Source organism: Romboutsia sedimentorum, from assembly GCF_030131845.1.
Classification (GTDB): domain Bacteria; phylum Bacillota; class Clostridia; order Peptostreptococcales; family Peptostreptococcaceae; genus Romboutsia_D; species Romboutsia_D sedimentorum.
Genome location: NZ_JASKYM010000001.1, coordinates 149,251 through 167,768 on the forward strand (window position 1 = coordinate 149,251; position 18,518 = coordinate 167,768).

At 26.0% G+C, this 18,518-nt stretch carries 16 protein-coding genes; 2 read left to right on the forward strand and 14 right to left on the reverse strand.

Translation table 11 applies throughout. The features are described from left to right. Positions 1-54: 54 nt before the first annotated feature. The 11 genes from miaA to QOZ84_RS00805 form a co-directional block, all read right to left on the reverse strand. Complete coding sequence (miaA, locus tag QOZ84_RS00755; RefSeq protein WP_284131048.1) at positions 55-987, reverse strand: tRNA (adenosine(37)-N6)-dimethylallyltransferase MiaA; 933 nt, start codon at positions 985-987, stop codon at positions 55-57. 15 nt (positions 988-1,002) lie between these two features. Then, a complete protein-coding gene (mutL, locus tag QOZ84_RS00760) occupies positions 1,003-3,015 on the reverse strand; it encodes a DNA mismatch repair endonuclease MutL (protein ID WP_284131049.1) in 2,013 nt (670 codons plus the stop codon). Between the two features lie 54 nt (positions 3,016-3,069). Then, complete coding sequence (gene mutS, locus QOZ84_RS00765) at positions 3,070-5,841, reverse strand: DNA mismatch repair protein MutS (protein WP_284131050.1); 2,772 nt, start codon at positions 5,839-5,841, stop codon at positions 3,070-3,072. Positions 5,842-6,180: 339 nt separating this feature from the next. Continuing rightward, entirely contained in the window at positions 6,181-7,887 is a 1,707-nt protein-coding gene (locus tag QOZ84_RS00770; RefSeq protein ID WP_284131051.1) for an ABC transporter ATP-binding protein, read from the reverse strand. A gap of 141 nt (positions 7,888-8,028) precedes the next feature. Then, positions 8,029-8,715, reverse strand: a complete 687-nt coding sequence (locus QOZ84_RS00775; RefSeq protein ID WP_284131052.1) for a YczE/YyaS/YitT family protein — start codon at positions 8,713-8,715, stop codon at positions 8,029-8,031. A 233-nt stretch (positions 8,716-8,948) separates the two neighbouring features. Next, a complete protein-coding gene (locus QOZ84_RS00780; protein WP_284131053.1) occupies positions 8,949-9,764 on the reverse strand; it encodes an ABC transporter permease subunit in 816 nt (271 codons plus the stop codon). Next, positions 9,764-10,654 (reverse strand): ABC transporter ATP-binding protein, encoded by an 891-nt coding sequence (locus tag QOZ84_RS00785; RefSeq protein WP_284131054.1) that lies wholly within the window; start codon positions 10,652-10,654, stop codon positions 9,764-9,766. The genes QOZ84_RS00780 and QOZ84_RS00785 overlap by 1 nt, the downstream gene beginning before the upstream one ends. Positions 10,655-10,798: 144 nt before the next feature. Further along, positions 10,799-11,623 carry a transporter associated domain-containing protein gene (locus tag QOZ84_RS00790; protein ID WP_284131055.1) on the reverse strand — a complete coding sequence of 275 codons (825 nt, stop codon included), beginning with the start codon at positions 11,621-11,623 and terminating at the stop codon, positions 10,799-10,801. Positions 11,624-11,739: 116 nt separating this feature from the next. Then, positions 11,740-12,819 carry a polymer-forming cytoskeletal protein gene (locus QOZ84_RS00795; RefSeq protein WP_284131056.1) on the reverse strand — a complete coding sequence of 360 codons (1,080 nt, stop codon included), beginning with the start codon at positions 12,817-12,819 and terminating at the stop codon, positions 11,740-11,742. Positions 12,820-12,930: 111 nt separating this feature from the next. Then, entirely contained in the window at positions 12,931-13,719 is a 789-nt protein-coding gene (locus QOZ84_RS00800; RefSeq protein ID WP_284131057.1) for a GNAT family N-acetyltransferase, read from the reverse strand. 125 nt (positions 13,720-13,844) lie between these two features. Further along, positions 13,845-15,026 (reverse strand): S41 family peptidase, encoded by a 1,182-nt coding sequence (locus QOZ84_RS00805; protein WP_284131058.1) that lies wholly within the window; start codon positions 15,024-15,026, stop codon positions 13,845-13,847. A gap of 335 nt (positions 15,027-15,361) precedes the next feature. Between QOZ84_RS00805 and QOZ84_RS00810 the strand changes: the two genes are divergently transcribed. Both QOZ84_RS00810 and QOZ84_RS00815 read left to right on the forward strand, forming a co-directional pair. After that, positions 15,362-15,634 (forward strand): ArsR/SmtB family transcription factor, encoded by a 273-nt coding sequence (locus tag QOZ84_RS00810; RefSeq protein WP_284131059.1) that lies wholly within the window; start codon positions 15,362-15,364, stop codon positions 15,632-15,634. A gap of 115 nt (positions 15,635-15,749) precedes the next feature. Beyond that, a complete protein-coding gene (locus QOZ84_RS00815; RefSeq protein WP_284131060.1) occupies positions 15,750-16,442 on the forward strand; it encodes a hypothetical protein in 693 nt (230 codons plus the stop codon). Between the two features lie 120 nt (positions 16,443-16,562). Here the strand turns inward: QOZ84_RS00815 and QOZ84_RS00820 are convergent, their stop codons facing one another. From QOZ84_RS00820 to QOZ84_RS00830, 3 genes are read right to left on the reverse strand one after another with little or no spacing between them, the layout of a single operon-like run. Beyond that, a complete protein-coding gene (locus QOZ84_RS00820) occupies positions 16,563-16,781 on the reverse strand; it encodes a hypothetical protein (protein ID WP_284131061.1) in 219 nt (72 codons plus the stop codon). Positions 16,782-16,800: 19 nt separating this feature from the next. Then, a complete protein-coding gene (locus QOZ84_RS00825) occupies positions 16,801-17,334 on the reverse strand; it encodes a (Fe-S)-binding protein (RefSeq protein WP_284131062.1) in 534 nt (177 codons plus the stop codon). Positions 17,335-17,345: 11 nt separating this feature from the next. Next, complete coding sequence (locus QOZ84_RS00830; protein WP_284131063.1) at positions 17,346-18,500, reverse strand: aminotransferase class V-fold PLP-dependent enzyme; 1,155 nt, start codon at positions 18,498-18,500, stop codon at positions 17,346-17,348. Positions 18,501-18,518: the final 18 nt, after the last annotated feature.

The window sequence follows — 18,518 nt, forward strand, 5'->3', positions numbered from 1 at the left end:
TAATATATTTCATTTGGAAATTTTATACTATTCCTCTATTCTATTTTATATAAGTTATAGTATTTTTTCAATAGTGTTAAAAATTTCTTTTTCTAATACTTTCTTATCACTGTACTCATCTAAATTAAACCACTTGGCACTATTATATCTTCTAAACCAAGTTAGTTGTCGTTTTGCATACCTTCTAGAGTCTCTTTTTATTATTTCCACAGCTTCATCAATCGAATATTCACCATCAAGGTATTTAATTATTTCTTTATATCCAATGCCTTGCATAGATATCATATCTTTAGTGTATCCTAAACTTAATAATTTTTTAACTTCATCTACTAGTCCACCGTCCATCATTATATCTACTCTTTTATTTATTCTTTGATATAGGTGTTCTCTTTCTCTGTTTAGTACAATTATTATAGGATTATATTTTTCATTAAATTTTAAGTCATTAGAAAAATCATTCATCTTTTCTCCACTAAGACATACTTCTAGTGCTCTTATAACTCTCTTTGTATTGTTTTTGTGTATTCTATTTGCACTATCTTCATCCAACGCTCTTAACTTTTCATGCATATAGTCTATGCCATATTCTTGTAATTCTAACGTTAAGTTTTCTCTTAGTTCATTATTAGCATCTGATTTAGCAAAATCCATATTGTATATTATAGAGTTTAGATAAAGCCCCGTTCCACCAGTTACTAACGCTGTTTTACCTTTTTCAGTTATTTTTTCTATATAATTATTTGCTCTATCTTGAAACTCTGATACTGAAAAAGAATAATCCGGTTTAACTTCATCTATTAAATAATGGGGTACTCCGCTCATTTCATCATTAGTTACTTTTGCACTCCCTATATCCATGTACTGATATATTTGCATAGAATCAGCAGAAATAATTTCTGCATTTAAATATTTTGCTAATTTTATTGATAATTCAGTCTTACCAACGGCTGTTGGTCCTGTAAGTATTATAAGTGGTATTTTTTTCATATTTATCTTCCTATTCTACATAATTCGTTTGAACATTTTTTCAATTTCATTTTTTGAAATTTCTACCATTATAGGTCTACCATGAGGACACGTAAAAGGATTAATACATTCTTCTATTTGCTTAAACAAACTATTTATTTCTAAGTTTTGTATTTTATCATTTGCTTTTATTGCTGCTCTACATGCCATAGATGCAAATTTTTCACCTTTTAACTCATAGTTGCTATTAATATCGTCTATATTATCTATTATTTGTAGTATAAATTTCTCACTTTCAGGAACACCAAATATAGTTGGTACACATCTTATCATTATATGATTATTACCAAAAATTTCGATTTCAAAACCAAATTTTATAAATAGTTCTAAATTTTTCTCAATCTGTAACATATCTACATTTGAAAGTTCTAATACTATAGGATCAAGTAGCATCTGCATGTTTATTTCACTTTTATAGAACTTATCCATATACTTTTCATATAATACTCTTTCATGTGCTGCATGTTGGTCTAGTAAATACATACTGCTTCCTTTAGATAAAATTATGTATGTATCAAATAATGTTCCGATCACACTATATCCTCTTAGCGAAAACTTATCTTCTTCTTTATTTTCTTGAAAAAATTCTTCTTGAATATGTTCTTTTTGTGTGTTTTTTTCTATGTTTACTTGTAAATTTTCTATTTCTTCTTTAAGAAGATCATTTTTATTTAAATTTTTATCTACCTCTGGCTCATAAATATTTTCATTATCTATTATAGTTTTATCATTATTTAAATTTTGTAATTTATTATCATTGCTTAATATATCATTTACAGATAGAAAAGTATCTATAGGTTTTTGTGTATCTAGTTCTACAACTTCTATATTTTTATCTAAACTAGTTTTATAAGGTACATACTCTAATTTATTATTTTTAATATCAATATTTTTAGTTTTGTCCACATTAGTATCAATTTTTGTATTTACTGTATTTACATTTTGTATAGATTTATGTTGAATTTTTTTATTATCATAAACCTCATACTTACCTATTAATTTAGAATTTAATAATTTTTGTTTTAAAAAGTCTCTAAGTTCTATATAAAGCTCTTGCTCATTTTCAAACTTTATTTCAAGTTTTGTTGGGTGTATATTAACATCAATACTAGCTGGATTTAATTCCATATTTAAAAAACATACACAATGCTTATTAATAGGAATGATTGCTTTATATGCTTCAGCTACAGCATCTAATATTACCTTACTTTTTACAAATCTTTTATTTATATAAATGTGTTGCAAATTTTTATTTGACCTATATACATTGTTATTGCCTATATATCCATTTATTTTGAAATTTTTACATTCATATTCTATTTCTATTAAATTCTCACATACATCTTTTCCATATATACTTCTAATAACACTTATTAACTTGCTATCACCAGGAGTGTTTAGCATTGCTTTTCCATTGTTTACATATTTAAACTGTATATGAGGATTTCCTATTGCTAACTTATTAATCAAATCACTAATATTTATAGTCTCAGCATGAGTTGATTTTAAAAATTTTTGTCTAACTGGTGTATTGTAAAATACATCTTTTATAATCATTGTAGTTCCATTGTTAGCGCCTATGGGTTGTTTACTTACTACTTTACCACCCTCTACAATAACTTTAGTTCCTACACACTCATCTTTAGTCTTAGTAACCATCTCAAGCTTGCATATAGAAGATATTGATGCTAATGCTTCACCTCTAAAACCTAGCGAATATAAGTCATATAAATCATCAATTTTTTCTATCTTACTCGTAGCATGTCTTAAAAAAGACTTGTCAACTTCACTAGATGATATGCCACTACCGTTATCAGTTATTTTGATTAATTTTTTCCCACCGTCAATTATATCAATAATTATTTTGCTGCTATTAGCATCAACACAGTTTTCAACAAGTTCTTTAACTATTGAAGATGGTCTTTCAACAACTTCTCCTGCCGCTATTTTATTTATAGTTAAATCATCTAATATATTAATTCTATTCATATTTTCTCCCTCCACAGAATATTTTGTTAACTATGGGGTGTTACAATCTTAATTCTAATTATTTTTTGCTTTTTTTTGTAAATTATAAAGAGCATTCATAGCATCAAGTGGAGTCATATTTAGTATATCTAAATTTATAATTTCATCTACTAATTTATTTTCATCCATATTATCAAAAGATATTTGAGTTAATGCTACTTCTTTAACTATATCATTATCATTCTCTTTTTCATCTAGCTTTACATATTCTTTATATAACTTTTCATAATTTTCTTTTTCATTATTATAAGTTTTGATAAGTTCAGCATGATTGATTTTTAAAGCTTCATATTGATTTTTATATTTTTCATCTCTATAATCACTTTTATTTATTTCCTCTTTATTATTTATAGCTATATTTTCATATACATGTTTTTTTTCTAGGTCTTTTAGTATATTCCTTGATCTATTTATTACCTCATCTGGAAGCTTAGCTAGCTTTGCAACATATATACCATAACTCTTATCTGCACCTTGAGGAATTATTTTTCTTAAAAATATTATATTTTCATTTTCTTCTTTAACTGCTATTGAGTAGTTTTTAACATCATTAAATTCTTGATCTAAATCAGTAAGTTCATGATAGTGAGTTGCAAATAAAGTCTTACATTTAATATTCTTTTGAATATATTCAACTATTGACCAAGCTAAACTTATACCATCATAAGTGCTTGTACCTCTTCCTATCTCATCAAGTATTACTAAACTTTTATCTGTTGCATTTTTAAGTATATGAGATACTTCGCTCATCTCAACCATAAAAGTAGATTGACCTTGACTTAAATCATCACTTGCTCCAACCCTTGTAAATATTCTATCAAGTATTGGTATATTTGCATACTCAGCTGGTACAAATGAACCAATATGTGCCATTAAAGATATTACTGCACTTTGTCTCATATAAGTTGATTTACCTGCCATATTTGGTCCTGTTATTATATTTATAATATTTTCCCCAACATTAAGATAAGTATCATTTGGAACAAAGTTTTCTTCTCCTACTAAGTTTTCAACAACTGGATGACGTCCATTTTTTATATCTAATTTATTTTTCTGATTTATAATGGGTTTTACATAATTATTCATATATGCAACAGTTGCAAAAGACACAAATACATCTATATTCGCTATTATTTTAGCAGTTTTTTGTATTCTATTTATATTTCCATAAATTGTATTTCTTATATTTACAAATATTTCATATTCTAGATTTTTTATTTTTTCTTCGGCGTTAAGGATTTTATCTTCTATTTCTTTAAGCTCTGGAGTTATAAATCTTTCAGCATTACTTAAAGTTTGCTTTCTTATATAAGTTTCATCTATTTTAGCAGTATTTAAGTTCGCTTTTGTTATCTCTATATAATATCCAAAAACCTTATTAAAACTTATTTTTAAAGACTTAACACCTGTTTTTTCTTTTTCACGGTTTTCTATTTCCTTAATCATGAATGCTCCATTTTTAGATATATCACGAAGATCTTTAAGTTCATCATTAAAATCTGATTTTATTATATTACCATCTTTTATTGTTATTGATGGTTCTTCTTTTATAGCTTCTTGTATCAGATTATAAATATCATCTAAATTATCCATCTCATCAATGTACTTATTTAATATAGTAGCACTAGATGAGTTTATAGTATCCTTTAGACTCGGAAGTTTTTCTATAGAATTTTTTAAATGTATCATTTCCTTTGGTGTTACTTTTTCAAAGGCAATTTTCCCACAAATTCTTTCTATATCATATACATTTTTCAAAATTTCATTTAAGTCCTCTCTAAGCATAAAATCATCTTTTATTTCTTCTATAACATTAAGTCTTTTTTCTATTCGTTTTTTATTAACTAATGGTTCCTCTACATACTTACGAAGTAATCTACCTCCCATTGCAGTAGATGTTTTGTCTAATACATGTAGTAGTGAACCCTTCTTTTTATTGCCTCTTATAGTTTGTGTTAATTCTAAATTGACTCTAGTAAACATGTCAAGTACCATGTATTCACTGCTATTATATACGTTTATGTTATTAATATTTGAAGTTACTTGTTTTTGAGTGTTATATATATAATTTAAAAGTATTGATAAACTATTTTTAATAAGGTCATTTTCGTCAAAATTCAAGTTTTGCAAATAATCTTTAGAAAAATATTCTTCTAATATTTTTATATCTAAATAATTCTCACTAAAATTATCATTTATATATATGTTGCTTAAAGTAGCTATATTGTTTAATTTTTCTATAAAGCTTAAATCATTTAATATTATTTCTGTAGGATGAACTTTTGCTATTTCTTCAATTACTTTATCTATTGATAAATTAGTTGCATTAACCTCACCCGTACTTATATCTACATAAGCTAAGCCTATTTTTTCTCCTTCTTTATATAAACTCATTAAGTAATTGTTTTTCTTATTTTCAAGTAAATTACCTTCAAGTACCGTACCTGGAGTTACAACTCTTATAACATCTCGCCTTACTATTCCTTTTGCCGTCTGTGGATCTTCCATTTGCTCGCCTATTGCGACCTTAAACCCACTTTCAACTAATTTAGATATATATGCATTTGCACTATGATATGGAACTCCACACATTGGAGCACGCTCATCAAGACCACATGATTTCCCTGTAAGAGCTATTTCAAGTGTTTTTGAAGCTATTAGAGCATCTTCAAAGAACATTTCATAAAAGTCTCCTAATCTGAAAAATAAGATACAATCTGGATATCTTTCTTTTACTTCAAAATACTGTTTCATCATTGGCGTTAGTTTATTTTTATCTATATTCATTAGTTTTGTCTCCTTTATTGCTAAGCCTATATTTAATTCTTTATTTATTATATTTAGTCATATTTTTCATTAAAGTTTAATAATACATTTAGTTTTAATCTAATTAATTATTATATCATAACTGAAAACTATTATTAAGGGTATAACAAAATAAAAAGGCTTTATAAAAAACTAAAAGGTCTGACTCAGATTGAACATCCAAATCAAACCTTAATTTTTTTATCCAAATACACCTATTGTATAAAATGTAAGTGCTAATGTCATAAATACTATGGTACTAATTAATAATGTAGACATAAAGTTCTCCTGATAAAATTTATTATTTAACATCTAACAATCTTACTTTGAATCATCACTTTGTATATAATATAAACTATAAAAATATCCTTTTAATTCAATCAAATAATCAAAAGAACCTTTTTCTATAATTAATCCATCTTTCATAACGATAATTTCGTCATAGTTTATTAATATATTTTTTATAAGCTTGTGAGTAACAACTATTAATGTTAAATCGTCTAAGCTAAGTAGCGAACTTTCTAAATTATATGCTGTTTCATTGTCTAGCGCTGAAGTTGACTCATCTAATATTAGTATTTTGGTGTCATTTATCAAGGCTCTAGCTATTGCAATTCTTTGCTTTTCTCCTCCTGATAATTTATTACCATTTTCACCAACTAAAGAATTTATCCCTTGTGGTAATCTATCTATTAAATTTGAAATACCCGCTCTTTTGCATGTTTTTAAAACTTTTTCGTCACTAATGTTTGAAAATAGCTTTATATTCTCTTTTATAGAATCATCAAACATAAATACATTTTGTTGTATCATTGACATATTTTTATACAAATCAGAACTATATATAGATTTTAAATTGTTATCATCTATACTTATACTACCTTCATAATCATTATAATATCTCATAAGTAGCTTTATTAATGTACTTTTTCCACAACCACTTTCACCGACTATTGCATATTTTTTATTTTTCTCAAAAATTAAATTTATTTTATCTAGTGCTTTTCTATCACTAGTATATTCAAAGCTTAAATTCTCTACTTTAATAGCTTCATCAAAGTCAACTAAGTTAGTATCTTCTAAATCATCACTAGATACCTCTAGTATAGTTTCTATTTTATTTGCTATAAGAGATACTGATTTTATTTGATTAGTCAAGGATATACTAGTTTTTACAGGTCCCACTATATGTGTACTAAGTTGTATTATTATAATAGCAGTTCCTATAGATATATCTTTATTATACATCAAATATCCTCCTACAAGTAAAACTCCAAGATAAATAGTTACACTAAATGATAATGAAAACCCTTTTACTATAGATTCTAATATAGAACACTTTCTTTTGCTGCTTTCAACATTATTTGATGAATTTTTAAATACAGAATTTATCTTATTGCTTATATTAAATCCTTTTATAACTTCAAATCCTGAAAATAAGTCCTTAGTTACTGATGTTATTTCTTCTAAACTTTTAGAGTATTCATTCTTTTGAACTACCAACTTTTTAGAAAGCGCAGTCGGTATTATAAATCCTAATATTCCAAATACTGTTATAAATAATACTATAGCTGGACTTATTGTAAATAATACTATCAGTGATAATGTAAAAGATATTAAAGATGATATAACGTGAAATATATTATTTAAAAAACTATCTTCTATAAGTTTTATATCATTATATAGTATCGATATATATTTTCCACTATTGTCCAATGAAAAATCTTTTATATCTTTATTTATTATTTTTGAAAATATATCTGTTCTTAAATAATTCACAGTATTTTTTATATAATTTGACATAACTAATCCATCTAGATACTCTGTTAAAAACATTATAACAATAAGTGATATACTTATTATTGTTATAGGTAAAAACTTATCTGTATGACCATTTGCAAATATGTCGACTATAAATCCCATTAAAAAATCAAAAGCTATACTTGCTAGCGTTACTAATGAAATAGTTATTATCCTACTTATAAATTGAAGCTTATATTTTAGTACGTATTTCCATAGCATTTTCATCTGCTCACCCCCATATGTCTTTATACATAAAAATAAGGACTGTATATGCACATACAGTCCACGATTCAATTATATAACAAATACTCATTCATTTTAAGTAGGCACTTTATAGTTAGTTAGTGAAATAAAGGTAACTATGCCCTAATTATTTTCTTCTATTTCCTTATCTATATCTTTACTAATACATAATTTAATATAATTTATATCATCTAATATAACTCTATGAGTAATATCATTACTTTTGAAATTAAATTTTTTAAATATTATTTGTATAAAATATCCTAGCCCTATCGCTGTTATAAGTGTTCCTATTCCAATACTTCCACCTAGAAAATAACCTACTATTAAAGCACAAATTTCCATAACACCTCTTATTAATTGAACCGGTTTATTAGTTCTTTTTTGTATAGCTATCATCATTCCATCTCTAGGACCACTACCTAGTCCACATCCGATATAAAGCACCATTCCAAATGCCATAAGTAGCATTCCTATGCATAACATTATAACACCCACTATTAAATTATCTGCTACTGGAATTATATTGCTAAATAATATAACATCTAAGAATGTCCCTATAAGTATCATATTAAGAACAGTTCCCCACCCTACATTTTCTCCTAATATAGCATCAATTACTACTACTACAAGGCCCACGATAATTGTAGCACTTCCCATTGTAATCCCCATTTTATTTGATATACCTTGGTGAAGTACATCCCATGGAGATAAACCTAAGTTAGCATTTATCATAAATGCTATTGCTAATGAACAAAAAACAAACCCTATTATTAACCTTACAAATTTTAATATTACTTTCTTTATCACTATTTTCCCTCCGACATATGTTGATTTTTATCCATTTTTATATATGTGTTATCATACTACAGTATATGTAATAATAATAGTTTTAATTTTTAGAAAATAATACACCCTAACAATTTTTACCCCATTTTTTCCCACCTATTATAAAATCTATGCCAAACTATTAAATATAAATACAAAATTATATTTCAAAAAATGTAGACTAAATTTAGCCTACATTTAAATAATTTTATACTTTATATATTCATATCTTTTTTATTGTATATAACATAACTTCCTATTATAGCTATCACAATTATACATATTCCAACTAATACAAGAGTAACATCAAATCCATTTTTTAAAATCTCACCAGGAGCATAATAATCAAATGGAGATAAATACTTCATCCAATCAAAACTTTCTTTTAATTTGCCTATCATACCTAAAAAATACGTTACAAAGAATATTCCAATAGCTACAGGTATTGATGCCTTATCAGATTTTATTATTGATGATATTAATAGGCCTATTGCCATAAATACATAGCCAAGAAGTGCAATTCCTATAAATATAGACTTAACATTTATAATCAAATCCATAACTTCAACATTATCAGGTTTTACCATAAGACATGTTGTCATTGTAAATGAACCTACTATCACAATATATATAAGAAATATAGCTGCTACTGAACATAATTTTGTTGTAACTATCTTACTTCTTTTTATTGGCTTTGAATATAGAAACTCAATAGTACCTTCGCTTTCTTCTCTTATAAGAGCATTTACACCTAATATAGCCCCATAGACAGCACTTGCCATAGCAATATATTGAATAGCATAACTTAAATAATCAAATATATTAGTAAAGTCCATCGTAGTTTCAATATTAAAAGCTTTTAATAGTTCACTTGGAAGTGCATCCATTTTACTGCCTACAAGTTCTTGCATACCCATGTTTTTCATACTTGGAAACAATGACATAAATAAAACTATCAGCGCTCCACATATAATAGACCAAATAATAGCTGATTTTAATAATCTTTTAAATTCAAACTTAAATATATTCATTATTTTTCCTCCATATAATTTTCATAGTAATTTAAAAATGCATCTTCAAGATTTTCTTTTTCTATTAATAATTCATCAATCTTGTAGTTACTAATTTCTTTTATAAGAGAATCAACATCTTTTGAATATACAAACGTATATGAGTTTTCTTCTTTAGTTAAAATTTTCCCACCTAGATTTAAAATACTCTCTTCATTGATATCACTACTTATCAAAGTAACCTTTAATGTAAGTTTATTTGCAGCCTTTTCTATTTCTATTATGTCTACAATTTTGCCTTCCTTTATTACAGCTACTCTATCACATAAATTTTGAACCTCAACTAAATTGTGTGAAGATAAAAATACCGTATTTCCTTTTTCTTTTTCTTTAATTAATATATTAAAAAGTTTCTTTTGCATTAAGGGATCTAATCCATTTGTAGGTTCATCTAGTATTAAAAGTTTTGGATTATGAATCAAAGCTTGAGCTATAGATACTTTCTTTTTATTTCCTAAACTAAGTTCACCCATTTTTTTATTCATATCTAATTCTAAGTCATTGCAAATATTTTCTACATCTTCTTTATTAACTTTAGGATAAAAGCTTTGTGAATATTTGATTATATCTTTTACTTTAATATCATCATAATATCTAACTTCACTTGGTACATATCCTATGTATTCTTTTATTTTTTCACTCTCTTTTACTATGTCCATTCCTAGTATTGTTCCATGTCCACTAGTTGGGTATATAAAGTTTAATATAGTTTTTATTGTAGTTGATTTACCTGCTCCATTTGGACCTATAAATCCAAATATCTCACCTTCCTTTACAGATATATTAACATCTTGTATTCCTCTATTTTTGCCATAGTTTTTAGTCAATTTTTTTATTTCTATTACATTCATTTAAAGCACCCCCATATATTAGCTACTTTATTTTTATATTATTAGTATATATATTATGTATTGCAAATTCAAATATTTTAAGCTAAATTTAAAAAGGAACTATCTTTTATTTTAGACAGTTCCTAATTTTATAAAATCAGATTATTATATTATGCTAATCTGAATATCTTCTATTCTTCTGTTATTTATTTTTATTAGTTTAAACATCAATTTGCCTAAATTAAGTTGTATATCTTCATCTTCATTTGGAATTTGTCCTAGTTGGTTTATTATATAACCGTTTAAGGTATCATAATCGCCTTCTTCTATGTCAGCATTAAATATTTCATTAAAGTCGCTTACTGTTAAAAAACCTTTAACAATAAAGTTATTGTCATCAATTTTTTTAATCTTGTGGTGTTTTAAATCACTACTATTATTAGTTACACCTTTAATTTCATAGATTAAATCTTCCATACTTACAATACCTGAAAATCCACCATATTCATCTACTAGTATGAATAAATTGTCAACTTGTGAGTCTAGTGAATTAAATAATTCATTTACTTTTTTAGTTTCTGGAATAAAACATGGACTATGCAGTATTTTTCTTATATCTAAATTTTCAAATCCTACTTCTTTAGCTTCAAAAACTAAATCGGCTACATTTAAAACACCAATTATGTTGTCTTTATTTTTTTCGTATACAGGTATTTTAGAATGATTAGTAATTTTTAAATCTTCTAAAACACTATCTATACATTCTTCTATATTTATGGTGAACGTATCTGTTCTTGATGTCATTATTTCTCTAACCATTTTGTCATTAAGTTCGAATTTTGTATTTTCTATGGTTTGATCTTCTGATTGAGTAGATTCACTTTTTTTGTTACCTTTTAGTCTAGATAAAAAAGTGTTTGATGACTCTAGTATTCTTTTGAAGTTTGATTTTGAAATGTGCCTTTCGGGTTCTGGTTCTAATGTGTTCATATTTTTCTCCTTAAAAATAATTTTAAAGTAATTTTATCATATTATACTAAATAAAGCAATTCAATCTATGATAATTATTATATGATATTCACTCAAAAAAGATTACCAAACTCTAATTATATATTATTAGACTTCGAACGAATATAGTTTACTATTTTCATACATATACTTCCTAATGTAAACATTATGCATACAACCCAAGCTATAGCATCTATAAATGGTATTAAAAGTAATATTTTTATAACTAATACCCCACATATAACTTGTAAATATATATTTTTATTTGCAAGTAATCTTTGACCTAATGTAATACCTGTGACCATTGGACATAGATATATTGATAATATATATAAAAATAATATTACAAGCCCTATTGGTATCCCTATTACGGTTATACATAAAAATACTATAAGTACAGGTACTAGTATTAATATTCCAAATCCTACTAACATGTATTTCCATAAACATAAGTCAAGACTTTTTTCTACTGAATAAAAATATTTTTTGAATATAACAGATAATAATAAAGCTACTATTATAGCGCTTACTATACTCATAACTTCACTTACTACGTTAGATTTATGTTCTTGTTTAAAATTAGCTTCACTCGCTGTATTTTCATAATTTATATTTTTACTAGCCATATCCCCTTTTACTACGGCTTCATTAGGAGATTTGATTTTTATATTTCCTAATATATTAGCATTCTCTGTTATAAGTATATTTTCTCCATTTACCTCAAGGTTTCCTTTTACTTTTCCATCTATAACAACATCTTGAGCTGATACATATAAATCATTTGTATTTCCTTTAAAATCAATACTCTGACTTGCTATATATGCTGCATTACAATTGGTATTTTCCCCAATACTTATGTCTTGACCTGCAAGTGTTATATTTTTGGTATTTTTAACATCAATATCTAAGCTTTGCCCTGCACCTCTAATGTTACCTAATATCTCATCTGACTTGATAGTTATATCTTGACCACAAGATATAACATCTCCACCTACAAGGCTATTAATCTTTATATCTTGAGCAAATGCATATACATCTCCATTTACATTTTCTTTTGTATTAACTAAGTCACTAAATAAAAATAAGTTTGATGAGCTTCTTTTTCCATCTGCAAATACAGTTATTGATAACATAATTACCATCAACATAGTAAATATACATATACGTATTTTTTTCATTTTTATACCCTCCCTTCTTCCCTTTACACTTAAATACTATGCATTTGTATGTTAATAGTTGTTAATTCTGTATGTTTTGTATGTTTATTTAAAAAAGCACCTCTAAGGGTGCTATATGTTTTCAACTAACATAGTCCATATTCCTAATTCCTCAAACCCTATTTTATGGTATACCTTGCCAGCCTTTGGGTTGTCATAAAATAAACATAAAGATTTATTTCTCTCTAATAAGTCACTACATGATTTTGATAAACATTTACTCATATATCCTTTTTCTCTATATCCATCCCTAGTCGCTACCCCTACTACCATAGCAGATTTACTATTTTCTGCTACTATTTGTGATGTTGTTATCATTTCTTTTTTATCATTTTCTATATAATAAACTATTTTACTATTATCTTTAATTCTGTCTCTTATTGAATCAACACTGTCTTTTATAGAAAATTCATCTATTGTTAGTAATAAATCATATATTCTCTGTGCATCTTCTTCTTTTGCATATTTTATACTATTATCCCATGATAGAAGTTTTTTATTATCTCTTAATTCACAAAAATACGTAATTTTTTCATCATAATTATTTAGTACATCCTTAAATTTTTCTATGATAGTGTCTTTACCTGATATAATTTTATTTCCTTTATATGACTTTATAATTTCTTTGAATTGCGATACATCCTCGTCTAAATTTTCTATGTACGGTATAAAATTATTGGTATATCTTAATAAGACACCTTTTAAATTATTTTCATCATCAAAATTCCCCCATACTTCTTGGAAGTCTTTATCAAAACCGTATTGTTCAATATCCCCTATTATAAATAAATTTATGCTAGGCTCTTTTGCTACATAATTTAAGACTCTATCCTTTTGCTCACTATTCAATTTTAAAATCATATTATTCTCTCCTTTACATCTTAAATATATAGATTATATATATTCTTTATGTATTAATAATATCCTTTAAGTTTCTATAGCACCTAAAGCTGCTTTTAATACGTATATATTATATAGCTGCTATTCTAATTTATATTTTCAAGTTCTAATACCTTTTTTATACATATATCATGCTTAAAGCTTTTAGTTCTTTTACAACGTTTTATTTTAAAGTCTGGAGTAGTTTTAAACTCCTCATCGCATATTCCATCTTTGTTTAAATACATGCCACTTGCCATCCTAACTATTAATCCACTATTTTTCAACTTAAACAATACTGGATCTATTCCTCCACCATCTCCTCCAGTAGTTTGTCCTATTAAAGTCGCAAATTTAGTTTCTTTACAAAACATAGAAAATGACTCGGCCGATGAATATACGTTTTTATCTATAAGTAAATATATATTACCTTTGAAATTCAAGTTATTGTCAGGTTTTATAGTATAGTGTATTTTTTCAAAATCACTAAATTTTTCAAAAGTTTCTTTTGGCGCTTTTTCTTTGTTTACTGGTAGATTTTTAATAGGTTCTAGCTTTAAATCTCTTGCATCAGTATATTTTTTAATTATCTTACTATTATTCATATAAACTCTATAACCATGGATTTTTATATCATTTTTAATAAGTTTAGAGACTATTGATTGCCAATAACTATCACTTCCTCCTCCATTGCCCCTTATATCAATAATTAAAGCTTTATAATCTTCTAACGTGTTGATATAACTTAAAGCTTTGTCTGTAGATTCCTTACTCGATGGCATTGATGGCAAATATATATATCCAACTTTATCTTTAACTACATCTTTTAAAATTAACTCTTTTTTTGAGAAATCATTCTTTGATATTTTAATTTTAGGTTTTATAGAATTGTATCTGTCTATGACTTTTTTATCATCAAGGAAATCATACCAATTATTATTAGCATAGGCTTTTTTAAAAAGTTTATATCGATTTTTATTATCTATTAATTGAGTGTGTTTATTGCCTAATTCAGATAAAATATCTGATGTTTCTTCTATAAACTCTTCATCATTTTTAGTATTTTTAATTCTTTTTATATATTTATCCTTGTTTTCTAGCCAATCTACATTGTTAAGTCTTTTATTTACATCGAGATAAGGATATCCATTTTTTATAACATCATACATATGCTCAAAGTCCTCGATTTTTTCTTTTGTAGATAGTTGATTTGTTTTAACGTGACTAAGAGTATATATAAAAATTCCAAATACAAAAATAATTATTAATGATAATACTTTTCTTTTCATATAATTTACACCTCATTACTTTATAACTTTAAATATTGTGGAATTAATCTACATTGAACTACCAGATGCTAAAGTGCCAGTGTTCTTTGCGAATAGGGATATTATTCCTATATCAATATTTTAGACATATACTTTATTATCTAATCTCATTATAGCTATTTCAATTTTATGTGTCTATATAGTTGTACTAGCATCTACGTGATGGTAGTTTGATTTTGTAAACTATTTTTTCCTTATTTATTTTATTTATTAACTGTCATATCATAAAAATACATTTAATAATATAAAAATACTAGATATTTGTTATAATAATATAAAGTATTGGAGGTATAAAAATGGATAACATAGATTTAATTTTTAAAGCTTTATCTGATCCTATAAGATTAGATATATTGAAAAAACTATATTCTGCCGAAAGTGTTTGTGTTTGTAAGCTAGTTGATATATTTAATATATCTCAATCAAAGCTATCTTATCACTTAAAACTATTACTTTCAGCAAATCTTATAAATAAATGCGCCGAAGGAAAATGGAATTTCTATTCTGTAAACAAAGACACTTTGTCTAAAGTATTAACTTATGAGATTATACAAAAACTATTTATATAAATTATGTATTTTTGTATTTTCTTGTGCTATTTTGTAACTTATTTAGCCTATATTTTATATATATATAAGTAAGATATCTAATATCTTAATATGCATAAGGAGTACTGATAACAATATGAATACTAATACAGGCGTATATCATTTAAAAAAGCAGCATGATGAGTTATTAAACCTAATTAATGTAATGTCTATGCACCCAGTCAATATAAGTAATCAAATAACTATAGGAGAAAGTACACTGCATAATCCAACACTTTGCCAAATATGGGACGCTATAAATAATGTTCTAATAGGAAGCCCTTATGAAAATAAGTGTGGTTATTATGGAGTACTTGGTATAATTAAGGCTATATTAAAAGATGTATTATATTATGAAAACTTATGTAATTGTGAGTTTGAAAAACAATTAAAAGATACAATAGAATTAATAGATTATTTAGAAGAAACTTTAGAATGTGTTAATTGCGATGATAATTGTCCAGAATTAATCGGAAAATTATTCTGCTTACTAGTTAGACTTATAATTTCACTATCAAATATAATTGCAAAAATAATTATATTAATATTACACTGTGACGACTATTATGCTCATTGCACATATGAAGGCTTAATAAATGATGGATTCTGCAAATGTTTGATTTTTGACTTAGAAAGAGAATTGTGTGAATTTGAAGAGTTAATTCATGATTTTAAAAATTTAAGTATTGATTTTGCTAAATGCGATATGAAACACTGTAATTCTTGTAAAAAGTCCGATAATAAAACATGTAAATCAGACTGTCATTACAGTAATAAATTTTGCAAATAATTTATTATAATTAGTAAGATATTTAACTATTTTAAAATTTTTTAAATAATGTCCCAATAAAAAGTAGGGTGTAGATTTACTACTATAAATCTACATCCTACTTTATAATTTTAATCCTATTTATATTGTATTTTTCATATGCTTAGATTTTAAATCTTGCTCCTTCAAAAGTAGGTGCTGTAACGGATTCATAAGCTCTCCATCTTCAAATTTAAACACTGTATAATACAAACAATTTTCACTGTTATCTAGCGCATTTTTTATTTTTTTATACTTAACACATTCAATAGTTCCATCTTCTCTTTTATTCCCTATTCCACAGTTCCCACAATTTTTCATTAATATCTCCCCTTAAATTTTAGATTTCATATCCTAAAAGCAAAATGCTTACTTCCAATTTTTCTAATTTATCTATATTACTATCTTGATACAACGGTCTACAAGCTTTTATGCTTTTTTCCCCACTTAATAATTTGCTGGCAAAAGCCATACAAGTCATTTCTCCACATGCTTTACAATTTAATTTAGGTAAATTTTTGTATATTTCAATAGGGCTAGGTAATTTTTTCATTTCATCTGAAGGTTTTATATTATCTTTATCTTCATAAACTTCATTTACTATTCCCTTTACATAATCCATCATTTCATATGCATCAGTTTCATCAAGTAATTTTGTAATAGCAACTTCCTTAGCAAAAAACGTGACTACTTTTTGCTCTACTTTAAATGTTATAGTCTGCCCTTTTTTGTTATACATAGCTGACTTTATATTAGAATTCAAATACGGAAATATTTCACATATATCTCTTGATAAATCAGCTCTTATTTTAATTTTAGACCCTCCTGTTGTGCAAGGTTCTATAAACTTCAAATTTATTTCTTCTAAATACATACTTTTACCCCCTAAATTTCATATGTTTTTATAATTTCAATTAAAGAATTTGCTAGTATATCTATATCTTCTTTTTTATTAAAATAACCAATACCTATTCTTACACATCCTGTGGCTTTTGTGCCTATAAGTTCATGTGCATTTGGAGCACAGTGAAGTCCAGCTCTAACCATTATGCTATATTTATTATCCAACTCAAACCCAACATCTTCAGGTCGTAGATCTTTAATATTAAATGATATTACACTTACAATTTTTTCACTATCTTTTGGTCCATAAATTTTTAGTCCATCTATTTTATCTAATTTATTTAAAGCATATTTAACTAATTCTTTTTCTTTATTATGTATAGTCTCTATTGATTCTTTATTTATAAATTTTATAGATTCTCTAAGTCCAACTAATCCGCTTACATTTAAAGTTCCTGTTTCTAGTCTATTTGGGTAATAATCTGGTTGATATTCATAAGCTGAATCTCCACCTGTTCCTCCAGCTTTTAAAGGTTGTATATTTTTATCCCAATTTACAACTAATCCTCCTGTACCCATTGGTCCAAGCAAACTTTTATGTCCTGTAAATGCTAATAAATTTATATTATCTTTTTGAATGTCTATAGGATATGCTCCTGCTGTTTGTGCTGCATCTACTAAGAATGGTATATTATGATTTTTAGCTATTTTTCCAATTTCTCTTATTGGTTGAATTGTTCCTAAAACATTTGATGCATGAGTAAATATTATTAACTTTGTATTCTCCCTTATACTTTTTTCAACATCTTCAGGATTTGTATATCCTTCTTTGCTTGCTTTAACCTTTGTTATAGATATGCCTTTGTCTCTTTCTAACGTTTTTAAACATCTCCACACAGCATTATGCTCTATCGAACTTGTTACAACATGATCTCCTTCATTTAAAATTCCATTTATAGCTAAATTCAAAGATTCAGTTACGTTAGATGTAAAAATTACTTTCTTGGTATTATTAAAATTAAATAAATCTGCTATTAACTTTCTTGTTTCATATATCAATCTATCTGATTCCATTGCTTTTTTATAAGAGCCTCTTCCAGATGTTGTACCATTATTTATCATAAAATTATATACTGAATCTGCTACAGCAACTGGTTTTGGATAAGATGTTGCTGCATTATCTAAATATATTTGCATAAAAATTTCCCCCTTTAT

Bases quoted from the DNA above. Each gene is read 5' to 3' on its own strand.
- QOZ84_RS00830 (WP_284131063.1), bottom strand. From the start codon at position 18,500: ATGCAAATATATTTAGATAATGCAGCAACATCTTATCCAAAACCAGTT.
- QOZ84_RS00780 (WP_284131053.1), bottom strand. From the start codon at position 9,764: ATGAATATATTTAAGTTTGAATTTAAAAGATTATTAAAATCAGCTATT.
- QOZ84_RS00800 (WP_284131057.1), bottom strand. From the start codon at position 13,719: ATGATTTTAAAATTGAATAGTGAGCAAAAGGATAGAGTCTTAAATTAT.
- QOZ84_RS00805 (WP_284131058.1), bottom strand. From the start codon at position 15,026: ATGAAAAGAAAAGTATTATCATTAATAATTATTTTTGTATTTGGAATT.
- mutS (WP_284131050.1), bottom strand. From the start codon at position 5,841: ATGAATATAGATAAAAATAAACTAACGCCAATGATGAAACAGTATTTT.
- QOZ84_RS00820 (WP_284131061.1), bottom strand. From the start codon at position 16,781: ATGAAAAATTGTGGGAACTGTGGAATAGGGAATAAAAGAGAAGATGGA.
- miaA (WP_284131048.1), bottom strand. From the start codon at position 987: ATGAAAAAAATACCACTTATAATACTTACAGGACCAACAGCCGTTGGT.
- QOZ84_RS00790 (WP_284131055.1), bottom strand. From the start codon at position 11,623: ATGAACACATTAGAACCAGAACCCGAAAGGCACATTTCAAAATCAAAC.
- mutL (WP_284131049.1), bottom strand. From the start codon at position 3,015: ATGAATAGAATTAATATATTAGATGATTTAACTATAAATAAAATAGCG.
- QOZ84_RS00795 (WP_284131056.1), bottom strand. From the start codon at position 12,819: ATGAAAAAAATACGTATATGTATATTTACTATGTTGATGGTAATTATG.
- QOZ84_RS00770 (WP_284131051.1), bottom strand. From the start codon at position 7,887: ATGAAAATGCTATGGAAATACGTACTAAAATATAAGCTTCAATTTATA.
- QOZ84_RS00810 (WP_284131059.1), top strand. From the start codon at position 15,362: ATGGATAACATAGATTTAATTTTTAAAGCTTTATCTGATCCTATAAGA.
- QOZ84_RS00825 (WP_284131062.1), bottom strand. From the start codon at position 17,334: ATGTATTTAGAAGAAATAAATTTGAAGTTTATAGAACCTTGCACAACA.
- QOZ84_RS00785 (WP_284131054.1), bottom strand. From the start codon at position 10,654: ATGAATGTAATAGAAATAAAAAAATTGACTAAAAACTATGGCAAAAAT.
- QOZ84_RS00815 (WP_284131060.1), top strand. From the start codon at position 15,750: ATGAATACTAATACAGGCGTATATCATTTAAAAAAGCAGCATGATGAG.